Here is a 17,504-nt window from a genome sequence, read left to right on the forward strand (position 1 = left end):
TGCTTACGCTGATGAACACGCTGGGTCTGGTCTGCATAGTGCGGCGGCCCCGGCGGTACCGGTCCTGGCTCGGGCAGCCCGGCACGGTCGCCGAGAACGTGCTCAACCGCGAGTTCGGCGCCGAGGCTCCGGACACGAAGTGGGTCACCGACGTGACCGAGTTCCGGATCGGGGACCGCAAGGTCTACCTGTCACCCGTGATCGACCTGTTCGACCGGTCCGTCATCGCCTACTCCTGCGGACCCTCGCCGACGCTGGAGCTGACGAACTCCTCGCTGCGCGAGGCGATCGCCACCCTGCCCGCCGGGGCCGCGCCGCTGGTGCACTCCGACCAGGGCTTCCAGTACCAGCACGCCTCCTGGCGTGCCCTGCTGGCCGACGCGTGCCTGACCCAGTCGATGTCACGGCGCGCCAACTGTCTCGACAACTCGATCGCCGAGAACTTCTTCGGCCATCTGAAGGAAGAACTGTTCCACCACACCAGGTTCGACACCGTCGAGGAGTTCACCGTGGCTCTGCACGAGTACATCGACTGGTACAACACCACCCGTATCTCGACCACGCTCAAGGGCCTGAGCCCGGTCGAGTACCGAGCCCAGGCCCTCGCGGCCTAACCTTTACTTAGCCAGTCCAACTTCCGGGGACCAGTTCACATCCACCTCACGTGGGTGAAGGCGCCCTTCATCGAGATCACTTCAGGGCTTCGCGGGTCGCTTCTGCGATGGGGCGGCGGGGGCCTTCGTCGCCGAGCGTCAGGACGTGTTCGAGCGCCTTCTTGTAGGCGACGTCGAACGCCTCGTCCGCGGACACCGGGATGTGCGGGACCACGCCGACGCCCTCCCAGTTGGTGCCGGAGATCGGGTTGATCGCGCGGCCGTTGGGGATCGACGACTTGAGGTGCGGGCCGACGCGGTAGCGGTCGCCGGGGTGGGCGCCGCCCTTCGTGGTCTCTCCGATCAGGGTGGCGCGCTCGTTCTGCTGCAGGTTGTAGCTCAGCTCCTCGGCGCCGGAGAACGTGCGGCCGCTGGTGAGCACGTAGATCGGCTTCTTGCCGCCGAACTTCGGGCCCTGGACGTGCGGGAGGGTCCAGTACTGCTCGGTGGTGTCTTCGGGGCGGCTGTAGATGTCGTTGAGGTGCACGCGCTCGTCGAACAGGTAGCTGCAGATCAGCGCGACCGTGTTGGGGTCGCCGCCGCCGTTGTTGCGCAGGTCGATGATCAACGCGTCGGTGTGCGCGATCAGGTTCATGGCCGCAACGAACGCCGGCGTGGCGATCTCGGCGTCGTGCAGCAGGCGCAGGTCGAGCAGGCCGACGTTGCCCTTCAGGCGTTCGACCCTGGTGATGCCGAACGCGTCCAGCTCGGCTTCCTTCCGGTAGGCCACCGGATCCCACGCCGACACCTGGCCGGTCTCGGGGACCTCGTCGTGGCTGTACAGCAGGCGCAGGTGCTTGTCCCCGTTGACCGACTGCAGGTCAGCGGTGACGCGAGCGGCGAACTCCTGATCGTCCACATCGGAATAGGCGCCCTCGTCCAGACGGGCGCGCAGGACTTTCGCGATCTCGTTGGCCGTGTCCGGGAACACGTAGTAGGAGGCGAGCTGGGAGCACAGGAGTTCGATCTCTGGTTCGCGCACCGGCACACGATACGAGACGGTCGGCGAACCAACAGCGCATTTTCGGCGTGGGTAAAGACATGGAGCCCAACTGGCAGTTCGATCACATCGATCCGTTGCTGGCCAATCCGTTGAACGACGTCTTAGCCGGCTTGCGCGCGCAGTGTCCCGTCGTGCACTCCACCAAACACGACGGGTTCACGGCCGTGCTCACCTACGACGCGATCAGACAGGTTCTCGGCGACTACGACACGTACAGCTCGACGGACGGCATCGCCATCCCCACGGTCACCGTGACCGGCAAACCACCGATCGACTTCGACCCTCCGTTGCACACCTCGTACCGCAAGATCCTCCAACGGCACTTCACGCGCGCGGCGGTGGCGCAGTACGACGACGTGTTGCGCACGGCCGTACGGCAGCGGATCACCGAGTTGCTCGCACGAGGTGAAGCGGACCTGGTGCCGGAGCTCGCGCACTACCTGCCGCCGGCCGCGATCGCGTTGATCCTCGGCATGCCACCGGAGGACGGCGACAAGTTCCTCGGGTGGCTCGACCGGCTGTTCCTCGCGGCTCGCACCGGCGCGCGGGAGGACGGCGCCGCGGCGTTGCGCGAGTTCCAGGACTACGTCGCTGGCCAGCTCGACCGGCAGCGCGCGACCGGAGCGGACACGGTGGCGCTCGCGATCGCGGGTGGAACCGTCGACGGGCGGCCGCTCACCGTCGACGAGCAGATCGGCATGTTCGTCTTCCTGATCGTCGCCGGGCACGAGACGACCGTGCACGGCCTGAGCACACTGCTCTACTTCCTCGCGACCGTCGACGGTCTGCGCGCGCGGCTGCGCGACGAACCCTCGTTGCTGCCGAAGGTGATCGACGAGTGCCTGCGCATCGAGTCGCCCGTCGTCGGAGTGGCGCGGACGGCCCGCGGCTCGGCGCTGGTGCCGGACGGGCGGGTCCTGGCGGTGCTCAGCGCGGCCAACCACGACCCGGCGGTCTTCGAGCGTCCGGCCGAGTTCGACTGCGAACGCGAGCGGAACCCGCACCTGTCGTTCGGCTACGGGGTGCACCGGTGCGCGGGCGAGCACCTGGCGTTCCTGGAGATGCGCATCGTCGCCGAGGAGGTGCTCAACCTGATGCCGGACTACGAGTTCGCGCCCGGCTTCCGTCCACAGTGGAGCGGAGGGAAGCTGACCCGCGGCATCGAGTCACTTCCCGTTCAGCTGCGCTGATCCCGCGCCGAGGCGTAGAGGCACACCGCGGCGGCCGTCGCGAGGTTCAGGCTCTCCGCGGCGCCGTACAGCGGCACCTTCAGCGAGGTGTCCAGCTTCGCCACGACGTCGTCGGGCAGGCCGTGGGCCTCGCTGCCGAACACCCATGCCGTGGGCTGCTTCAGCTCGCCCCTGGCAGAGGCCTCGACGAGGTCGTCCTTCGCGTAGCCGTCGGCGGCGACGAGCTTCAACCCTGCCTGGCGGCACGCGGCGAGGGCCTCGTCCGCGTCACGAGATCGCGCGATCGGCAGGTGGAACAGCGACCCCGTGGAGGCGCGCACGCACTTGCCGTTGTGCGGGTCGACGGTGTCGCCCGCGAAGATCACCGCGTCCGCACCGGCCGCGTCCGCCACTCGCGTGACGGTGCCCGCGTTGCCGGGGTCGGAGACGCCGTGGAGCACGGCGACGAGACGCGGCGTGCCCCGCAGCGCCTCGCCGAGAGGCTGCGGCACGGCGTCGCAGACCGCGATGAGGCCCTGGGGCGTCACGGTTTCCGACAACGACGCGGCGGCCTTGTCGGTGACCTCGCTGATCCTGATGCCCGCGGCGGACGCGGTCTGGAGCAGCTCGGCGTTGCGTTCCGCGGCCGTGTCCGTCACGAAGAGCTCGTGGACCTGGCCGCCACGCCACGCCAGTGCCTCGCGCACGGCCTGCGCTCCCTCGACGAGGAAACGGCCTGCCTTGTCACGGCCCTGGCGGCGGGTCAGGTGGCGAGCAGCAACGACCCGAGGCGTCCGTTCGGTGAACGGAGCTGCCTCGGGTCGTTGCGCGCGTGACTGCTGGCTCAGGCCTTGTCCCCGGCCGGAGCGTTCACGTCGGTCGGGAGCGCGTTGCGCGCGATCTCGACGAGGGCCGTGAAGGCGGTGGCGTCGGTGACGGCGAGGTCCGCGAGGATCTTGCGGTCGACCTCGACGCCGCCGAGGCGCAGGCCCTGGATGAGGCGGTTGTAGGTCATGCCGTTCGCGCGGGCAGCGGCGTTGATCCGCTGGATCCACAGCTTGCGGAAGTCGCCCTTGCGCGCACGGCGGTCGCGGTACGCGTAGTTGAGCGAGTGGAGCACCTGCTCCTTGGCCTTGCGGTACAGCCTCGAGCGCTGGCCGCGGTAACCGCTGGCGAGCTCGAGGGTGGTACGGCGCTTCTTCTGGGCATTCACAGCCCGCTTGACGCGTGCCACGGGTCCATCCTGTCGATCTCAAGGGGACGGAAGTCGGGGTCCGTCCCGAAAGTTGCTAAGGGGGCGAGCGGTCAGAGACCGAGCAGCTTCTTCAAGCGCGGCGCGTCGGCGGGCGACACGACGGTCGTGCCGGCCATGCGACGCGTCTCACGGCTGGACTTGACCTCCAGGCGGTGGCGCTTGCCCGTCTTCTCACGGACGATCTTCCCGCTGCCGGTCACCCGAACTCGCTTCGAGGTGCCCTTGTGCGTCTTGTTCTTCGGCATTTCCGTCCTCGTCTCGTGCTACCCACCGGGTCGGGGGCGGGCGTGCGTCCTACTCGGCGGCGTCGTCGCCTTCGACGACGTCGTCCTGGTCCTGCTTGACCGGACGCGCCTTGATGTTCTTGTGCGGCGCCAACACCATGATCATGTTGCGGCCGTCCTGCTTCGGGTTGGACTCGACGAAGCCCAGCTCCGCGACGTCCTCCGCCAGCTTCTGCAGCAACCGGTAACCGAGCTCCGGGCGCGACTGCTCGCGGCCGCGGAACATGATGGTCACCTTGACCTTGTTCCCGTGCGACAGGAAGCGGGCCACGTGGCCCTTCTTCGTCTGGTAGTCGTGCGGGTCGATCTTCGGCCGGAGCTTCTGCTCCTTGATCACGGTCAGCTGCTGGTTACGGCGAGACTCACGAGCCTTCTGGGCGGTCTCGTACTTGAACTTGCCGTAGTCCATGAGCTTGCATACCGGAGGTCGAGCCTGCGCGGCGACCTCGACGAGGTCCAGATCCGCTTCCTGCGCGAGTCGGAGTGCGTCCTCGATGCGAACGATCCCGACCTGCTCGCCGTTCGGCCCGACCAGACGGACCTCAGGCACGCGGATGCGGTCGTTGATGCGCGGCTCGGTGCTCACGGGAGCACCTCGGTTCGAGGGACTTGTCATTCACGTCCTTTAAGACTCGTTTGCGCCAAAGACAAGAGCCCCGTCGTCGATGTCGACGACAGGGCCCGCTTCCGACCGATCTCGAACCCGGCTTCGGACACCTGCGTGTCCTGTACCGAGGAGACCGGACCCGGCCACCTCTTGAGGCGGTGAACGCGGGTGGGAGCGGGGCTCCACTTGCCGCTCTCGCACTAACGAGAGCTGGTCGCGTCGGAAATAGTAGCAGACGGCCTCGTCAACCCCCGAATCGCGGGCCTGTGACGTCGGCTTGCTTGAATGTCAGGCGTGACCGATCCGCTTGAAGACAGTATCCGTGACCTGGGCGATGTCCCCAGCATCGAGGTGATCAGCCGGGCCGCCGTGATGCTGCTGTCCGCCTCCGCGGAACGGCTGGGCCTCGCCGACCCCGACCCCGACAACTCCCCTCGCCGCGACCTCGACGAGGCCCGCCGCCTGATCACCGGCCTGGCCGGCCTGGTCACGGCCACGTCGGAGTACCTCGGCCCGCACGCCGCGCCGCTCAAGGACGGCCTGCAGTCGGTGCAGCGCGCGTTCCGCGAGGCCTCCGCCGTGCCGGACGAGCCGGGCCAGGGTCCTGGCGAGAAGTACACCGGTCCCGTCTACTGAGCAGGTAGCCGAACCTCCTGTCCGCTGCTGTTCTCGTTGGCGCGAAAAACCGGGCAGCAACGGATCGGACGTCGATACAGGCGCTAGTCCGCTCGGACGACGACGGGCTCCCACGGCTCCGCCCTGACCTGGAACACCGCGGAGGCGCGTTGCCCGGTGGCCGCCCGGAACGTGATGGCGGAGCCGTTGTGGAGCGGGCCCACGTCCAGGTGCTCGGCAGGGGGCTCGTCGTGCTGCGACAGCCCGAGCACCCTGCTGCCCGGCACCACGGACACCGTGAGCTGCTCGATGACGGCGGGTCCCCCGAAGTAGCTCAGCCGGAACTCGTCGGGCGCGCCGGGCGTGATCGCGAACGTCGGCATGCCCCTGCGGCTGCGTTCGGCGGCGAGGACCTCCGTGAGCTCGTTGACCTGAGCCGTCGCCTGCGCGGCGGTGAGCTGCGCCTCGTCGGCCAGCATCCGTGACGCCGTCGCCGCTTCCTCCGCCTGCGCCGCCGCCTTCCGCGCCTCCTCCGCCCCCTTCCGCGCTTCCTCCGCCGCCGTCTTGGACTGCAGAGCGCTGGACGTGGCCTGCTCGACGGCCCTGCGCGCGGCGCCCGCCTCCTCCTGGGCCCTGGCGGCTGCCTCGTGGGCCGCGCGAGCCGCTTCCTGCGCGTTCTTCGCCTCGCGCGCCTGCCACAACGACACGGCCACCGCGCACATCGCCACCACCGCGGCGATGACTGCCAACGCGATCATGCCTTCACCCCCAACGCTGCCAGCTGCCTGCGGGCCAGTTCGTCGATGACGTCGGTGTTCCCGGTCCGCCACCCGACCGCCGGGTCGTTCGGGAACTTCGCGAGCTGCCTGGGCGAGAGGCTGGTAAGCGCTCTCAGCGCGAGCAGGTCGGGCTTGTCCCTGAGCTTCGCGGTGTTGCCCGCCTTGCGCGCGTACCGCAGGCGCAGCGGCAACCAGGTGATGAGGAGGAACAGGACCGGAACGACGATCAGAGCGGCCGCGAGCCAGAACGCGGACTCCTCCACGACGCTGATCTGCGCGTGGCCCGCGTCGGTGAGGGTCTCGCCGGCCTTGGTGCCGTTGCCGAGTGCTCCCGCGAGGTCGTTGCCGACGAGCGGAAGCCCTCGGGCCTTGTTGGCGGCGTTGGTGAAGACGTCGCGGATGTTGCCGCCCGCGTTGACCAGGCCGTCTCCCGGAGCTCTCAGCTGGAGCACCCAGTCGTGGACGGTGGTGGCCACCCAGATCCAGAGGGCCACCCAGCCGACGGCGAGGAGGTCTGCGATCAGTTGACGCGTGAACCTGACAGGTCTGTCCGCGTACCACTTCATACGAGGATGTTGCCATGTGAAGCATTCGGTGCCGAGCGACCGGGTCAGTGCGCGGTGGTCATGAGCCGGGCCCAGTGCTCACCCGACTGCCGCCCGATCCAGCCGCCGTACAGCAGCGAGTACCGCCGGTCTGGCCGCGCCCAGAACGCGTTGACCTTCGCGATCGCCTCGTCACGCGGCAGTCCGAGGTCCTCCAGCGCGGTCGCGGTGTCGGCCATGACGCACAAGTGGTTGTCGTCACAGGGATACAGGAACTCGGCAGGCTCGTTGCTCAGCGCCAGCAACGGTCGTTCGTCGTTCTCGAACCCGGACGCGACGGGCGTCCCGAAGGTCACGGTCGTGGTCACCGGGACGGCGGCGTCGTGCGGCTCCGAGATGGAGAACATCGCCGTGGCGGGAAGATCGGACGCCGATAGACATGCTCGCGCGTACACGATCGACAGGCCCAGCAGTTCGGCGAGGTCGTCACCGCGCAGGTCGCGGTCGGGAGCTTCGCGCACGACGGCGGCGAGCTCCCGCGGCAGTTCCGGTTCGCCCGGCCTGATCGCGTGCAGCGCGGCCCGCATCCGGAAGTTGGCCTTCTCGGAGATCAACGGTGTCCTCCAACTGCCGAGGGCGCACCCCCGAGTGGAGGCACGCCCTCAGCAAAGCAGTTGGTGCCGCAACCGGCACGACCAGGTCAGTCGACGACGGCCAGCGCGTCGATCTCCACGAGCAGACCGGCCGGAAGTCCCACGTAGACGGTCGTGCGCGCGGGCGCCGGGTCCGTGACGAACTCGCCGTAGACCTCGTTGAGCTCCGCGAAGTGCGCGGTGTCGGTGAGGTAGACGCGGATCATCACCACGTCGTCGATGGACGCGCCGCCGGCGGCGAGCACGGCGTTGAGGTTCGCGAACGTCTGGCGCGTCTGCTCGGCCACGGTGGTGCCGACGATCTCACCGGAGGACGGATCGAACGCCACCTGGCCGGCCACCTGAAGGATGTTGCCCTTGCGCACACCCTGCGAGAAGCGGGCCACCGGCTGCGGAGCGTCGGCAGTCTTGATCTCAACCTTGGACAACGTGTTTCCCCTTATCTTGGAACATAACCGCATTCCACCGAAGCGGCTTCGGCGGTGGCGAGCAGGTCTGGCAGGTGGGACAGCAGACCGTCGTAGTCGAGCAGCACCTTCGGCACGGACATCGACACGGCCGCGAGCACCTCGCCCCGCGAGCCCTTGATCGGGGCGGCGATGCAGTGGATGAAGTCCTCGTGCTCGGCGTTGTCGACGGCGTACCCGTTGGCGCGCACGCGTTCCAGCTCGGCCAGGTACGCCGTCGGGCCGGTGATGGTGTTCGCGGTCAGGCGCGGGAACTCCATGCCCGCCAGCACCTTCTGCAACGCCGGTGCCGGCAGGTCGGCCAGCAGGACCTTCGCCACCGCCGTGCAGTGCAACGGCGCGCGGCGGCCGATCCGCGAGTACATGCGCATCTGGTGCCTGGACTCGTACTTGTCGATGTAGATCACCTCACCGTCCTCGTAGGACGCGAGGTGGACGGTGTGTCCCAGGCGGGAGTTGAGCTCGCGCAACGCGGGCTCGGCCGCACGGCGGACGTCGCGTTCCTCCAGGGCGCGGTTGGCGAGGTCGAACAGCGCCGTGCCGAGGCGGTAGTGGTGCACGCCGTCGCGTTGCACGAACCGGTGCGACTCCAGCGTGCGCAGCAGCCGCAGCGTCGTCGACTTGTGCACGCCGATCACGCCGGACAGCTCGTCCAGCGTCTTCGGGCCCGTCGCGAGCTCGCTCACCAGCGTGAGCGCGCGGTCGAGGCTCTGGCTCATCTACACCTCCAGGCGGGCGGACGCCCAGGTCTGCGGGTCGGCGTGCAGCAGCGGATCTGTCACGTCGTCCGGCAAAGGATCTCCGACGTCCTCCGCGGTCAGCAACGCGGACGCCGCCTGCAGGTGCCCGGCGCGCAGCCGCACCGACGACGACTGGTCCGCCAGCGTGGCCGCGAGGAACCCGGCCGCGAACGCGTCGCCGGCGCCGACCGGTTCCACGACCTCGACCTTCAACGCCGGTTCGAAGTGCGACGAACCGCCTTCGAGCAGGGTCGCGCCGTCCGCGCCGTGCTTGACCACCAGTGAGGCCGGGCCCGGCAGCAGCTGCCGCAACCTGGCCGGATCGCCGGTGCCCCACACCAGTTCCGCCTCGTCGGAGCCCGCGAGCACGATGTCGGCCAGGTCCGCGAGCTCCCGCAGCACGCGCGGGTCGCGGTCCGTCCACAGCGCGGGCCGCCAGTTCAGGTCGAACGAGATCCGGAAGTCCTGCCGCGGCCGGCGCAGCAGCTCGCGCATCAGCGCGAGGCACGAGTCGGACAGGGCGGCCGTGATCCCGCTGAGGTGTACCAGTTTCACCTCACCGAGGCCCAGCCGGTCGATCATCTCGAGCCCCATCCCGGACGCGGCGGACCCGCGCCGGTAGTAGCGCACCGGGCTGCCGTGCGGTGAGGCCTCCTTGACGTAGAGGCCGGTCGGGCGGGTCGCGTCGACGCGCACCCGTGAGACGTCCACGCCGAAACTCCCGACGGTGTCGAGCACCGCCAGCCCGAACGAGTCGTCGCCGACCGCGCCGACCCACGCCGCGTCGACACCGAGGCGCGTGAGGTGGCAGGCGACGTTGGACTCGGCGCCACCGATGGCGCGGTGCCAGGTCCGCACGAGGTGCACGGGACCGGGCTCAGCCGGAACCATCATCACCATGGTCTCGCCGAGGCAAACGACACCGCCGACGTGTTCGAACCGCATGCGTGCTCCAGAGGTGTTCGTTGACGGCGGCGCACCCGAATGCTACACACTCCAGCATCACATCGCGCAATGGGAGTTGCAAAATATGCAACAACTGATGGAGATGGACCTCGCGGCCGTCGCCGACATCCGTTCCGAACGGGTCAGCTGGCGGTTCAAGGGACTGCCGTCGGCCACGTTCGGCTCGACCATCGGCGAGGTCGCCGACCAGCGGCTCGACCTCTTCGCCGACGAGTTCGTCGGCCCGCTCGTCGTGCTGGACGCGGACGCGTTGACGCACAACCTGACGACGATGGCCAAGTGGTGTGACAACCACGGCGTCAAGCTCGCGCCGCACGGCAAGACGACGATGGCGCCGCAGCTGTTCCAGCGGCAGATCGAGCACGGCGTCTGGGGCATCACCGCGGCCAACGCCTCGCAGCTGCGGGTGTACCGGGCGTTCGGCGTGAGCCGGATCCTGCTCGCGAACCAGCTGCTCGACCCGGCCGCGCTGCGCTGGCTGGTGAGCGAGCTGGACCACGACTCGCGGTTCGAGTTCAGCTGCTGGGCCGACTCCGAGGCCGGCGTCGCGCTGATGACCGAGACGCTGCAGGAGCTCCAGCCGTCACGGCAGATCGACGTGCTGGTCGAGCTCGGCGCGCCCGGTGGACGTACCGGTGCACGCGATCTCGACACCGCGTTGTCCGTCGCGCGTGCCGTGGACCAGAGCCCGGTGCTGCGACTGGCCGGCATCAGCGGCTACGAGGGTGCACTGGCGCACGACGCGTCCGAGTCGTCGCAGCACATCGTGGACCGCTACCTGACCGATCTGCGGACGTTGGTGCTGCGCATGGCCGACGCGGGGATGCTCGACGAGCTGGGCGAGGTGATCGTCACCGCGGGTGGCAGCCAGTACTTCGACCAGGTGGCGGCGACGTTGACGCAGCCGTGGCCGGTGCCGGTGACGCCGGTGCTGCGCAGTGGCGCGTACATCACCCACGACGACGGCTTCTACCGCGAAATGTCGCCGTTCTCGCGCATCCAGGGCGTGGAGCCGTTCCGTCCGGCCTTCAGGGCTTGGGCCCAGGTGACGTCACGGCCGCAGCGCGACCTCGCGTTGCTGACGCTCGGCAAGCGCGACGCCTCGTACGACCTGGGTCTGCCGGAGCCGCAGCTGGTGCGCCGCAGGGACGGCGCGATCGCGCCGCTGACTCAGGCGAAGGTCACCGCGCTGAACGACCAGCACGCGTTCCTCTCCCTCGGCGCGGAGGCCACGGTCCGCGTCGGCGACTGGGTCGGGCTGGGTCTCTCCCACCCCTGCACGGTGTTCGACAAGTGGCAGCTCATCCCGGTCGTGCAGGGCACGACCGTGGTCGACCTGATCCGCACCTACTTCTAGAAGGAGCGCTCCGATGGACGACGTCGTCCTGCGCGGTCCACTGATCGCCGACGGCACGGGCAGACCCGCGTACCGCGCGGACGTGGCGATCAAGGGCGGCGTCATCTCGTCCATTGGTCAAGGGGCCACGGGAACACGAACGATCGACGCGGACGGGCTCGTGCTCGCGCCGGGGTTCATCGACATGCACTCGCACTCGGACCTGCGGATCCTGGCCGAACCGGATCACCTGGCGAAGGTTTCGCAGGGCGTCACGACCGAGGTGCTCGGCCAGGACGGCCTGTCGTACGCGCCGGTCAACGACGAGGTGCTCGCCACGCTGCGCGGCCAGCTCGCCGGGTGGAACGACGACCCGCCCGGCTTCGACTGGAACTGGCGCTCGGTCGGCCAGTACCTCGACCGCCTCGACCAGGGCATCGCGGTCAACGCCGCCTACCTGGTGCCGCAGGGGACGTTGCGGATGCTGGCCGTCGGCTGGGAGGACCGGCCCGCGACCGACGCCGAGATGCTCGTCATGAAGAACAAGCTCGCGAAGTCGTTGGTGGAAGGCGCTTTCGGCATGTCGTCCGGGCTGACCTACACGCCCGGCATGTACGCGGACACGTCCGAACTGGTGCAGCTCTGCGAGGTCGTGGGGAACTACGGCGGGTTCTACAGCCCGCACCACCGCAGCTACGGCGCGGGCGCGTTGGAGGCGTACGCCGAGATGGTGGACGTCTCGCGGAGGTCCGGCTGCCCGTTGCACCTCGCGCACGCGACGATGAACTTCCCGGTGAACGAGGGCAGGGCGCCGGAACTGCTGGCGTTGCTGGACGACGCGATCGCCGACGGCGCGGACATCTCGCTGGACACCTACCCGTACCTGCCGGGCGCGACGTACCTCTCGGCGCTGCTGCCGTCGTGGGCCACGGAAGGCGGGCCGGACAGCGCACTCGCGAGGTTGTCCGATGTGGACACCCGCGAACGGATCCGCGAGGAGATCGAGGAGATCGGCTCGGACGGGTGCCACGGCGTGCCCGTCGACTGGGACTCCATCGAGATCAACGGGGTGCGCCACGAGCACAACGCGCACCTGGTCGGCGCGAGCGTTCTCCAGTCGGCCGCGCGGCTCGGGCGCAACCCGGCCGACCTGTACTTCGACGTGCTGGTCGACGAACGCCTGGGCACGTCGTGCCTCATGCACGTGGGCCACGAGGAGAACGTGCAGGCGATCATGAAGCATCCGGCGCACACGGGCGGCAGCGACGGCCTGCTCGTCGGCGACCGGCCGCACCCGCGCGCGTGGGGGACGTTCCCCCGCTACTTCGCGCGCTACGTCCGCGAGCTGGGCGTGCTGAGCCTGGAGGAGTGCGTCGAGCACCTCACCGGCCGCGCTGCCAAGCGTTTGCGGCTCACCGACCGGGGTCTGGTCCGCGAGGGTTTCGCGGCCGACCTGGTGCTGTTCGACGCCTCGACGATCGCCGACACGGCGACGTTCGACCAGCCTCGGCAGCAGGCCGCCGGCATCCCGTACGTGTTCTGCAACGGGGTACCGGTGATCGACGACGGAACCGCCACCGGCGCATTGCCAGGCCATTCACTCAGGAGCCGCCCGTGATCAACTGGTTGCAACACACGACACCGGGTCTGCTGACCCTCGCGGTGGTGAGCATCGCGGTGTTGCTGCTCCTCATCATCAGGTTCAAGGTCGAGCCGTTCATCGCGCTGCTCGTCGTCGCGCTCGGTGTGGCCCTGGCCGCGGGCGTGCCGACGGAGACGCTGGTCGGTTCGGCGCAGAAGGCCTCGGACTCGTTGCTGGAGAAGGGCTTCGGCGGCATCCTCGGGCACATCACCGCGATCATCGGTCTCGGCACGCTGCTCGGCGCGATCCTCGAGGCGTCCGGCGGCGCGCAGGTGCTGATGGACAAGCTGATGAGCGTGTTCGGCGAGAAGCGCGCGCCCGTCGCGATCGGCCTCGCGGGTCTGATCTTCGGTGTGCCGGTCTTCTTCGACATCGGCATCTTCGTGCTGGCGCCGCTGGTCTACGTGGCGGCCAAGCGCAGCGGCAAGTCGATCGTGCTGTTCAGCATGCCGCTGCTCGCGGGTCTCTCGGTCATGCACGCGTTCATGCCGCCGCACCCCGGTCCGGTCGCCGCGGCGGGTCTGCTGAAGGTCGGCCTCGGCTGGATCATCATCATGGGCCTCGCGGTCGCGATCCCGTCGTGGTTCGTCGGCGGCGTCCTGTACTCGTACTGGATCGGCAAGCGCATCAACGTGCCGGTGCCGGAGGAGATGCTGGTCGCGGCCGAGCAGGCGAAGTCGGAGAACGGCGACCGCGAACCGCCGTCGCTCGGGCTGGTGCTCTCGATCATCGGCCTGCCGCTGGTGCTGATCCTGGCCGGCACGTTCGGCTCGATCCTGCTGCAGAAGGGGTCGCGGCCGTACTCGATCGCCACGTTCTTCGGCACTCCCGCCGTGGCGCTGACGATCGCGGTGCTGCTCGCGTTCTGGCTGCTGGGCTTCCGGCGCGGCATGACGCGGGACAAGGTCGCGGAGATGGCGGGCGCGTCCCTGCGGCCCGTCGCGATGATCCTGCTCGTGGTCGGCGCCGGCGGCTTCTTCGGCGCCGTGCTGGCCGCGACGGGCATCGGCAAGACCCTGGCCGGCGAACTCTCGGACCTCGGCCTGCCGGTGATCGCACTGTCGTACGTGATCAGCTGCGTCATCCGGATCGCGCAGGGTTCGGCGACAGTCGCGATCGTGACGACCGCGGGCATCGTGGCACCGGTGCTGGCGGACCTGAACTACTCGCAGCCGCAGCTCGCCCTGATCGTGATGGCGATCGCGTCCGGTTCGATCATCGCCTCGCACGTGAACGACGGCGGGTTCTGGATCGTCTCCCGCTACTTCGGCCTTTCGGTGAAGGAAACGCTGCAGTCGTGGACGGTCCTGGAAACCATCCTCTCCGTGGTCGGTTTCGTGGTCGCGGCACTGCTCAGCCTGGTCGTATAACCGGACACAACCAAACAAGTTCGCACGCTTGACAACGTGAGCCCCGCATCACAGGATCGGCGCAATGTTCATTTGTGTTTGATGTGGACGGGACCCGCATGAACAACACGGAGGTCGTGCACCTGCACGACCGCACCTCCAGCGTGGTGATCGACGTCCGGAGCGCCGGCCTGCCGGTCATCACGCACTGGGGACGCACGCTCGGCGACGTCGGCCAGGACGCTCTGCGCGTTCTGGCCGGCGCCGTGTCGGGAGTCGTCCCGAACAGCTCACCCGACCACGCGGTCGAGGTCGCGCTGCTGCCGGACGCGGGTGCCGGGCACTCCGGTCGTCCCGGCCTGCGCGGGCACCGCGGCGGTGAGCACTTCGCGCCCGCGCTGGCGGTGACGTCGTTCTCGGTGGAGGACTCGATCTTCCGCTACATCGCCGAGGACCCGGCGGCCGAGCTGGTCGTGACCGGCGTGGTGGAACTGGCGTCGTCCGGGATGCTCCGGCTGCGGCACACCGTGCGCAACGACGGCTCCACGCCGTACGCGCTCGAGGGCCTGGAGACCGCGCTGCCGACGCCCGCCCACGCCACCGAGCTGCTCGACTTCACCGGCCGGTGGGCTCGCGAGCGTTCGCCGCAGCGGCACCCGTTCCACTACGGCACGTGGGTCCGCGAGAACCGCCGCGGCCGCACCGGGCCCGACGCGACCATCGGGTTGCTCGCCGGGACGCCGGGGTTCTCGTTCCGCTCCGGCGAGGTGTGGGCGCTGCACGTCGCGTGGAGCGGGAACCACGTGACGTACGCGGAGAGCTTCCCCGACTCGACGCCCGTCCTGGGCGGCGGCGAACTGCTGCTGCCGGGCGAGATCATCCTGCGGCCGGGCGAGGAGTACGAGTCGCCGTGGCTCTACGCGGCCTACTCCGGCGAGGGCATCGACGGCATCAGCGCGGCTTTCCACCGCCAGCTGCGCGAGCGTTCCCTGCGTCCTCGTCCCGTCGTGCTCAACACGTGGGAGGCCGTCTACTTCGACCACGACCTCGCGCGGTTGACGGCGCTGGCCGACACCGCCGCCGAACTGGGCGTCGAACGGTTCGTGCTCGACGACGGCTGGTTCCGCCACCGCCGCGACGACACCGCGGGCCTCGGCGACTGGTACGTGGACGAGACCGTGTGGCCCGACGGCCTCACCCCGCTGATCAAGCACGTCCGCTCGCTGGGCATGGAGTTCGGGCTGTGGTTCGAGCCCGAGATGATCAACACGGACTCGGACCTGTACCGCGCCCACCCCGACTGGGTGCTCGGCCCGCGTCCCGGCGTGCTGCCGCCGTCGTGGCGCAACCAGCAGGTGCTGAACATCGCGCACCCCGAGGCGTACGCGTACATCCTCGACCGCGTGTCCTCCGTGTTGTCGGACAACGACATCGCGTTCGTGAAGTGGGACCACAACCGCGACCTGATCGGCGCGCGGGTGCACGACCAGACCGAGGCGTTCTACCGGCTGCTGGACGAGCTGCGGCTGCGGCATCCGCACGTGGAGATCGAGAGTTGCTCGTCCGGCGGGTCCCGGATCGACCTCGGCGTGCTCTCGCGCACCGACCGCGTGTGGACCTCGGACTGCAACGACGCCCTGGAACGCCAGCTGATCCAGCGGTGGACCGGCGTGTTCCTGCCGCCGGAGCTGATGGGCGCGCACGTCGGCCCGACGCATTCGCACACCACCGGCCGCACGCACGACCTGTCGTTCCGGGTCGCGACGGCGATGTTCGGGCACTTCGGCATCGAGTGGGACATCAACTCGGCGACCGACTCCGAACGCGCGGGCCTGCAGGCGGCGATCGAGTACTACAAGGACGTGCGTTCCTTGGTGCACAGCGGGGTTTCGGTGCACTCCGACCACCCGGACCCGGCGGCGTGGGTGCACGGCGTGGTCGCCGCGGACCGGTCCGAGGCTCTGTTCTGCTACGCGCAGCTCACGACTTCGGTGCAGCACAAGCCGGTGCGGGTGCGCTTCCCCGGACTCGACCCCGCACGGACGTACCGGCTGACGTTCGACGCGCCCGCCGGTCTGCCGAGGCTGATCGGGCGGGGAGGGAACTGGGAACCGATCTCGCTGCCCGGCTCGATCCTCGCCGACGTAGGAATCCAGCTCCCGGTGCTCGAACCGGAACAGGCAGTTCTGCTGCGGTTGCGCTAGATCGCGATGAACGGCGCATTCGTCCACCTGACGTGAACAAATGCGCCGTTCATCCTCCCTCTTACCGGCCGGCGCGACTTCCGTCGGCCTTCGTCGCCCACCACTTGCCGCCAACGCCCTGCCCGTTGGCATCGCCGCAGACCTTGTCACCTGAGAAGAGGTACTGCGGCCATCCGGCGATGGTGAGCTGTTTCTTCCCGTCCCGCTCGATCGTCCCCACGAGGGCGGAATCCACGCCCTGCACCTGGAAACCCTCGCTGACGTAAGCGGGCGGCCATTGCACCGCGCAGTCGCCGGAGCAAGTGCTCTTCGACGGGTCCGCGGTGTCGTTGTCGAACCGGTAGAGCGTCATGCCCGCGGAGTCCGTGGCGATGACGCCCAGATCCCCGACGGTCGCACTGGTGAGCGCGATCGCCTTGTTCTGCTGGGCCTTCTTGCCGTCGGTGGCGGTGGCGAACCACTTCGGCACCGTGACGCCCTTGGCCTCACCGGGCTTGGTGTCGTTCTTGAACGTGTACTGCGGCCAGTTCGCGACCGTGAGCTGTTTCTTGCCGTCCTTGCGGGTGATCGTGCCGAGCAGCTTCGGGTCGACGCCCTTCACGCGCGGCTGCTCGCCCTCCACGACGACCGGCGGCCAGCTCTCGGCGCACCCACCGTCGCAAAAGGACTCACCGGGCTTGTCGCCGTCGAACCGGTAGAGCGTGAGGCCCGCGTCGTTGGTCAGCACCGCGCCGAGTCCCGCGATGACCCCGGTGCGGGCGGCGAGCCGGGTGCGTTCACCGTTCTTGCCGGTGACGAACCACTTGCCCTGCAGGCCCTGCCCCTTGGTCTGGCCGGGTTCGGTGTCCTTGGCGAACCGGTACTGCGGCACGCCGTCGACGGTGAGCTGACGGCTGCCGTCCTTGCGGACGATGCTGCCGACCGCATCCACGCCCTCCGCCGTGAAGTTCTCGTCGGCGACGGTCGCCGGTGGCCACGCGGCGGCGCACTCACCGTCGCAAGTGGACTCGTTCGGCTTGTCGCCGTCGAACCGGTAGAGGGTGAAGCCCTTGGCGTCGGTGACGACCGGACCGAGGTCGTCGATCTCGGCGACCTTCAGCGCCACCACGCTTTCCTGCTTCTGCGCGACCGGCCTGCTCTCCGGGACGGCGGTGCAGGCGGTCAGCGGGACCAACCCCAGCGCGACGACCGCAACACCTTTGCGGATCATCATGAACCTCCTGGCTCTTGCCCTCCG

Annotated in this window: 19 protein-coding genes; 7 read left to right on the forward strand and 12 right to left on the reverse strand. The window is 69.0% G+C overall.

Annotation, left to right across the window (positions count from 1 at the left end; genetic code table 11):
* Nucleotides 1-614 (forward strand): IS3 family transposase (locus AOM45_RS30280; RefSeq protein WP_059362803.1); only part of this gene is annotated, 614 nt, incomplete at its 5' end.
* A gap of 76 nt (nt 615-690) precedes the next feature.
* On the opposite strand, the gene AOM45_RS30285 is transcribed toward AOM45_RS30280, so the two are convergent.
* On the reverse strand, nt 691-1,635 hold the full coding sequence (locus tag AOM45_RS30285) for a S41 family peptidase (RefSeq protein ID WP_156094487.1): 945 nt from the start codon (nt 1,633-1,635) through the stop codon (nt 691-693).
* Nucleotides 1,636-1,694: 59 nt separating this feature from the next.
* Here AOM45_RS30285 and AOM45_RS30290 point away from each other — a divergent pair, with 59 nt between their 5' ends.
* Nucleotides 1,695-2,846 carry a cytochrome P450 gene (locus AOM45_RS30290; RefSeq protein ID WP_030474136.1) on the forward strand — a complete coding sequence of 384 codons (1,152 nt, stop codon included), beginning with the start codon at nt 1,695-1,697 and terminating at the stop codon, nt 2,844-2,846.
* On the opposite strand, the gene AOM45_RS30295 is transcribed toward AOM45_RS30290, so the two are convergent.
* From AOM45_RS30295 to infC, 4 genes are all read right to left on the reverse strand, one after another.
* On the reverse strand, nt 2,834-3,673 hold the full coding sequence (locus AOM45_RS30295; RefSeq protein WP_081902850.1) for a TrmH family RNA methyltransferase: 840 nt from the start codon (nt 3,671-3,673) through the stop codon (nt 2,834-2,836). The genes AOM45_RS30290 and AOM45_RS30295 overlap by 13 nt on opposite strands.
* Nucleotides 3,670-4,059, reverse strand: coding sequence for a 50S ribosomal protein L20 (gene rplT, locus AOM45_RS30300; protein ID WP_030474134.1), 390 nt, complete (start codon nt 4,057-4,059; stop codon nt 3,670-3,672). The genes AOM45_RS30295 and rplT overlap by 4 nt, the downstream gene beginning before the upstream one ends.
* A 71-nt stretch (nt 4,060-4,130) precedes the next feature.
* Nucleotides 4,131-4,325: a 50S ribosomal protein L35 gene (rpmI, locus tag AOM45_RS30305; protein WP_030474133.1), complete on the reverse strand. Its 195-nt coding sequence runs from the start codon at nt 4,323-4,325 to the stop codon at nt 4,131-4,133.
* A 49-nt stretch (nt 4,326-4,374) separates the two neighbouring features.
* Nucleotides 4,375-4,980, reverse strand: a complete 606-nt coding sequence (gene infC, locus AOM45_RS30310) for a translation initiation factor IF-3 (RefSeq protein ID WP_030474132.1) — start codon at nt 4,978-4,980, stop codon at nt 4,375-4,377.
* Nucleotides 4,981-5,256: 276 nt separating this feature from the next.
* On the opposite strand from infC, the gene AOM45_RS30315 reads away from it, so the two are divergent.
* On the forward strand, nt 5,257-5,607 hold the full coding sequence (locus tag AOM45_RS30315; protein ID WP_030474131.1) for a DUF1844 domain-containing protein: 351 nt from the start codon (nt 5,257-5,259) through the stop codon (nt 5,605-5,607).
* Between the two features lie 83 nt (nt 5,608-5,690).
* Here AOM45_RS30315 and AOM45_RS30320 read toward each other — a convergent pair whose 3' ends face one another.
* From AOM45_RS30320 to AOM45_RS30345, 6 genes are all read right to left on the reverse strand, one after another.
* On the reverse strand, nt 5,691-6,344 hold the full coding sequence (locus AOM45_RS30320; protein ID WP_051784850.1) for a hypothetical protein: 654 nt from the start codon (nt 6,342-6,344) through the stop codon (nt 5,691-5,693).
* The gene (locus AOM45_RS30325) at nt 6,341-6,931 is read right to left on the reverse strand and encodes a hypothetical protein (protein WP_030474129.1); all 591 of its coding nucleotides are present in this window, start codon (nt 6,929-6,931) and stop codon (nt 6,341-6,343) included. Before AOM45_RS30325 ends, AOM45_RS30320 begins: the two co-directional genes overlap by 4 nt.
* Before the next feature lie 44 nt (nt 6,932-6,975).
* Nucleotides 6,976-7,524, reverse strand: coding sequence for a hypothetical protein (locus AOM45_RS30330; protein WP_030474128.1), 549 nt, complete (start codon nt 7,522-7,524; stop codon nt 6,976-6,978).
* Between the two features lie 86 nt (nt 7,525-7,610).
* The gene (locus tag AOM45_RS30335) at nt 7,611-7,991 is read right to left on the reverse strand and encodes a RidA family protein (RefSeq protein WP_030474127.1); all 381 of its coding nucleotides are present in this window, start codon (nt 7,989-7,991) and stop codon (nt 7,611-7,613) included.
* A gap of 11 nt (nt 7,992-8,002) precedes the next feature.
* On the reverse strand, nt 8,003-8,749 hold the full coding sequence (locus tag AOM45_RS30340) for an IclR family transcriptional regulator (protein WP_030474126.1): 747 nt from the start codon (nt 8,747-8,749) through the stop codon (nt 8,003-8,005).
* The gene (locus AOM45_RS30345; protein ID WP_030474125.1) at nt 8,750-9,715 is read right to left on the reverse strand and encodes a sugar kinase; all 966 of its coding nucleotides are present in this window, start codon (nt 9,713-9,715) and stop codon (nt 8,750-8,752) included. It abuts the gene before it with no gap.
* A 97-nt stretch (nt 9,716-9,812) separates the two neighbouring features.
* Between AOM45_RS30345 and AOM45_RS30350 the strand changes: the two genes are divergently transcribed.
* The 4 genes from AOM45_RS30350 to AOM45_RS30365 all read left to right on the forward strand — a co-directional run bounded on the left by AOM45_RS30350 (nt 9,813) and on the right by AOM45_RS30365 (nt 16,267).
* Nucleotides 9,813-11,093 (forward strand): amino acid deaminase, encoded by a 1,281-nt coding sequence (locus tag AOM45_RS30350; RefSeq protein WP_372497507.1) that lies wholly within the window; start codon nt 9,813-9,815, stop codon nt 11,091-11,093.
* Between the two features lie 13 nt (nt 11,094-11,106).
* The gene (locus AOM45_RS30355; protein WP_030474123.1) at nt 11,107-12,690 is read left to right on the forward strand and encodes an N-acyl-D-amino-acid deacylase family protein; all 1,584 of its coding nucleotides are present in this window, start codon (nt 11,107-11,109) and stop codon (nt 12,688-12,690) included.
* Nucleotides 12,687-14,084 carry a GntP family permease gene (locus AOM45_RS30360; protein ID WP_030474122.1) on the forward strand — a complete coding sequence of 466 codons (1,398 nt, stop codon included), beginning with the start codon at nt 12,687-12,689 and terminating at the stop codon, nt 14,082-14,084. Before AOM45_RS30355 ends, AOM45_RS30360 begins: the two co-directional genes overlap by 4 nt.
* A gap of 98 nt (nt 14,085-14,182) precedes the next feature.
* The gene (locus AOM45_RS30365) at nt 14,183-16,267 is read left to right on the forward strand and encodes an alpha-galactosidase (protein ID WP_030474121.1); all 2,085 of its coding nucleotides are present in this window, start codon (nt 14,183-14,185) and stop codon (nt 16,265-16,267) included.
* A 61-nt stretch (nt 16,268-16,328) separates the two neighbouring features.
* Here the strand turns inward: AOM45_RS30365 and AOM45_RS30370 are convergent, their stop codons facing one another.
* Nucleotides 16,329-17,477, reverse strand: a complete 1,149-nt coding sequence (locus tag AOM45_RS30370) for a hypothetical protein (protein ID WP_162185779.1) — start codon at nt 17,475-17,477, stop codon at nt 16,329-16,331.
* Nucleotides 17,478-17,504 lie beyond the last annotated feature (27 nt).

This window comes from Lentzea aerocolonigenes, from assembly GCF_000974445.1.
GTDB classification, from domain to species: Bacteria; Actinomycetota; Actinomycetes; order Mycobacteriales; family Pseudonocardiaceae; genus Lentzea; species Lentzea aerocolonigenes.

Bases quoted from the DNA above. Each gene is read 5' to 3' on its own strand.
- AOM45_RS30365 (WP_030474121.1), top strand. From the start codon at position 14,183: ATGAACAACACGGAGGTCGTGCACCTGCACGACCGCACCTCCAGCGTG.
- AOM45_RS30355 (WP_030474123.1), top strand. From the start codon at position 11,107: ATGGACGACGTCGTCCTGCGCGGTCCACTGATCGCCGACGGCACGGGC.
- infC (WP_030474132.1), bottom strand. From the start codon at position 4,980: ATGACAAGTCCCTCGAACCGAGGTGCTCCCGTGAGCACCGAGCCGCGC.
- AOM45_RS30370 (WP_162185779.1), bottom strand. From the start codon at position 17,477: ATGATCCGCAAAGGTGTTGCGGTCGTCGCGCTGGGGTTGGTCCCGCTG.
- AOM45_RS30345 (WP_030474125.1), bottom strand. From the start codon at position 9,715: ATGCGGTTCGAACACGTCGGCGGTGTCGTTTGCCTCGGCGAGACCATG.
- AOM45_RS30350 (WP_372497507.1), top strand. From the start codon at position 9,813: ATGGAGATGGACCTCGCGGCCGTCGCCGACATCCGTTCCGAACGGGTC.
- rpmI (WP_030474133.1), bottom strand. From the start codon at position 4,325: ATGCCGAAGAACAAGACGCACAAGGGCACCTCGAAGCGAGTTCGGGTG.
- AOM45_RS30340 (WP_030474126.1), bottom strand. From the start codon at position 8,749: ATGAGCCAGAGCCTCGACCGCGCGCTCACGCTGGTGAGCGAGCTCGCG.
- AOM45_RS30325 (WP_030474129.1), bottom strand. From the start codon at position 6,931: ATGAAGTGGTACGCGGACAGACCTGTCAGGTTCACGCGTCAACTGATC.
- AOM45_RS30290 (WP_030474136.1), top strand. From the start codon at position 1,695: ATGGAGCCCAACTGGCAGTTCGATCACATCGATCCGTTGCTGGCCAAT.
- AOM45_RS30315 (WP_030474131.1), top strand. From the start codon at position 5,257: ATGTCAGGCGTGACCGATCCGCTTGAAGACAGTATCCGTGACCTGGGC.
- AOM45_RS30320 (WP_051784850.1), bottom strand. From the start codon at position 6,344: ATGATCGCGTTGGCAGTCATCGCCGCGGTGGTGGCGATGTGCGCGGTG.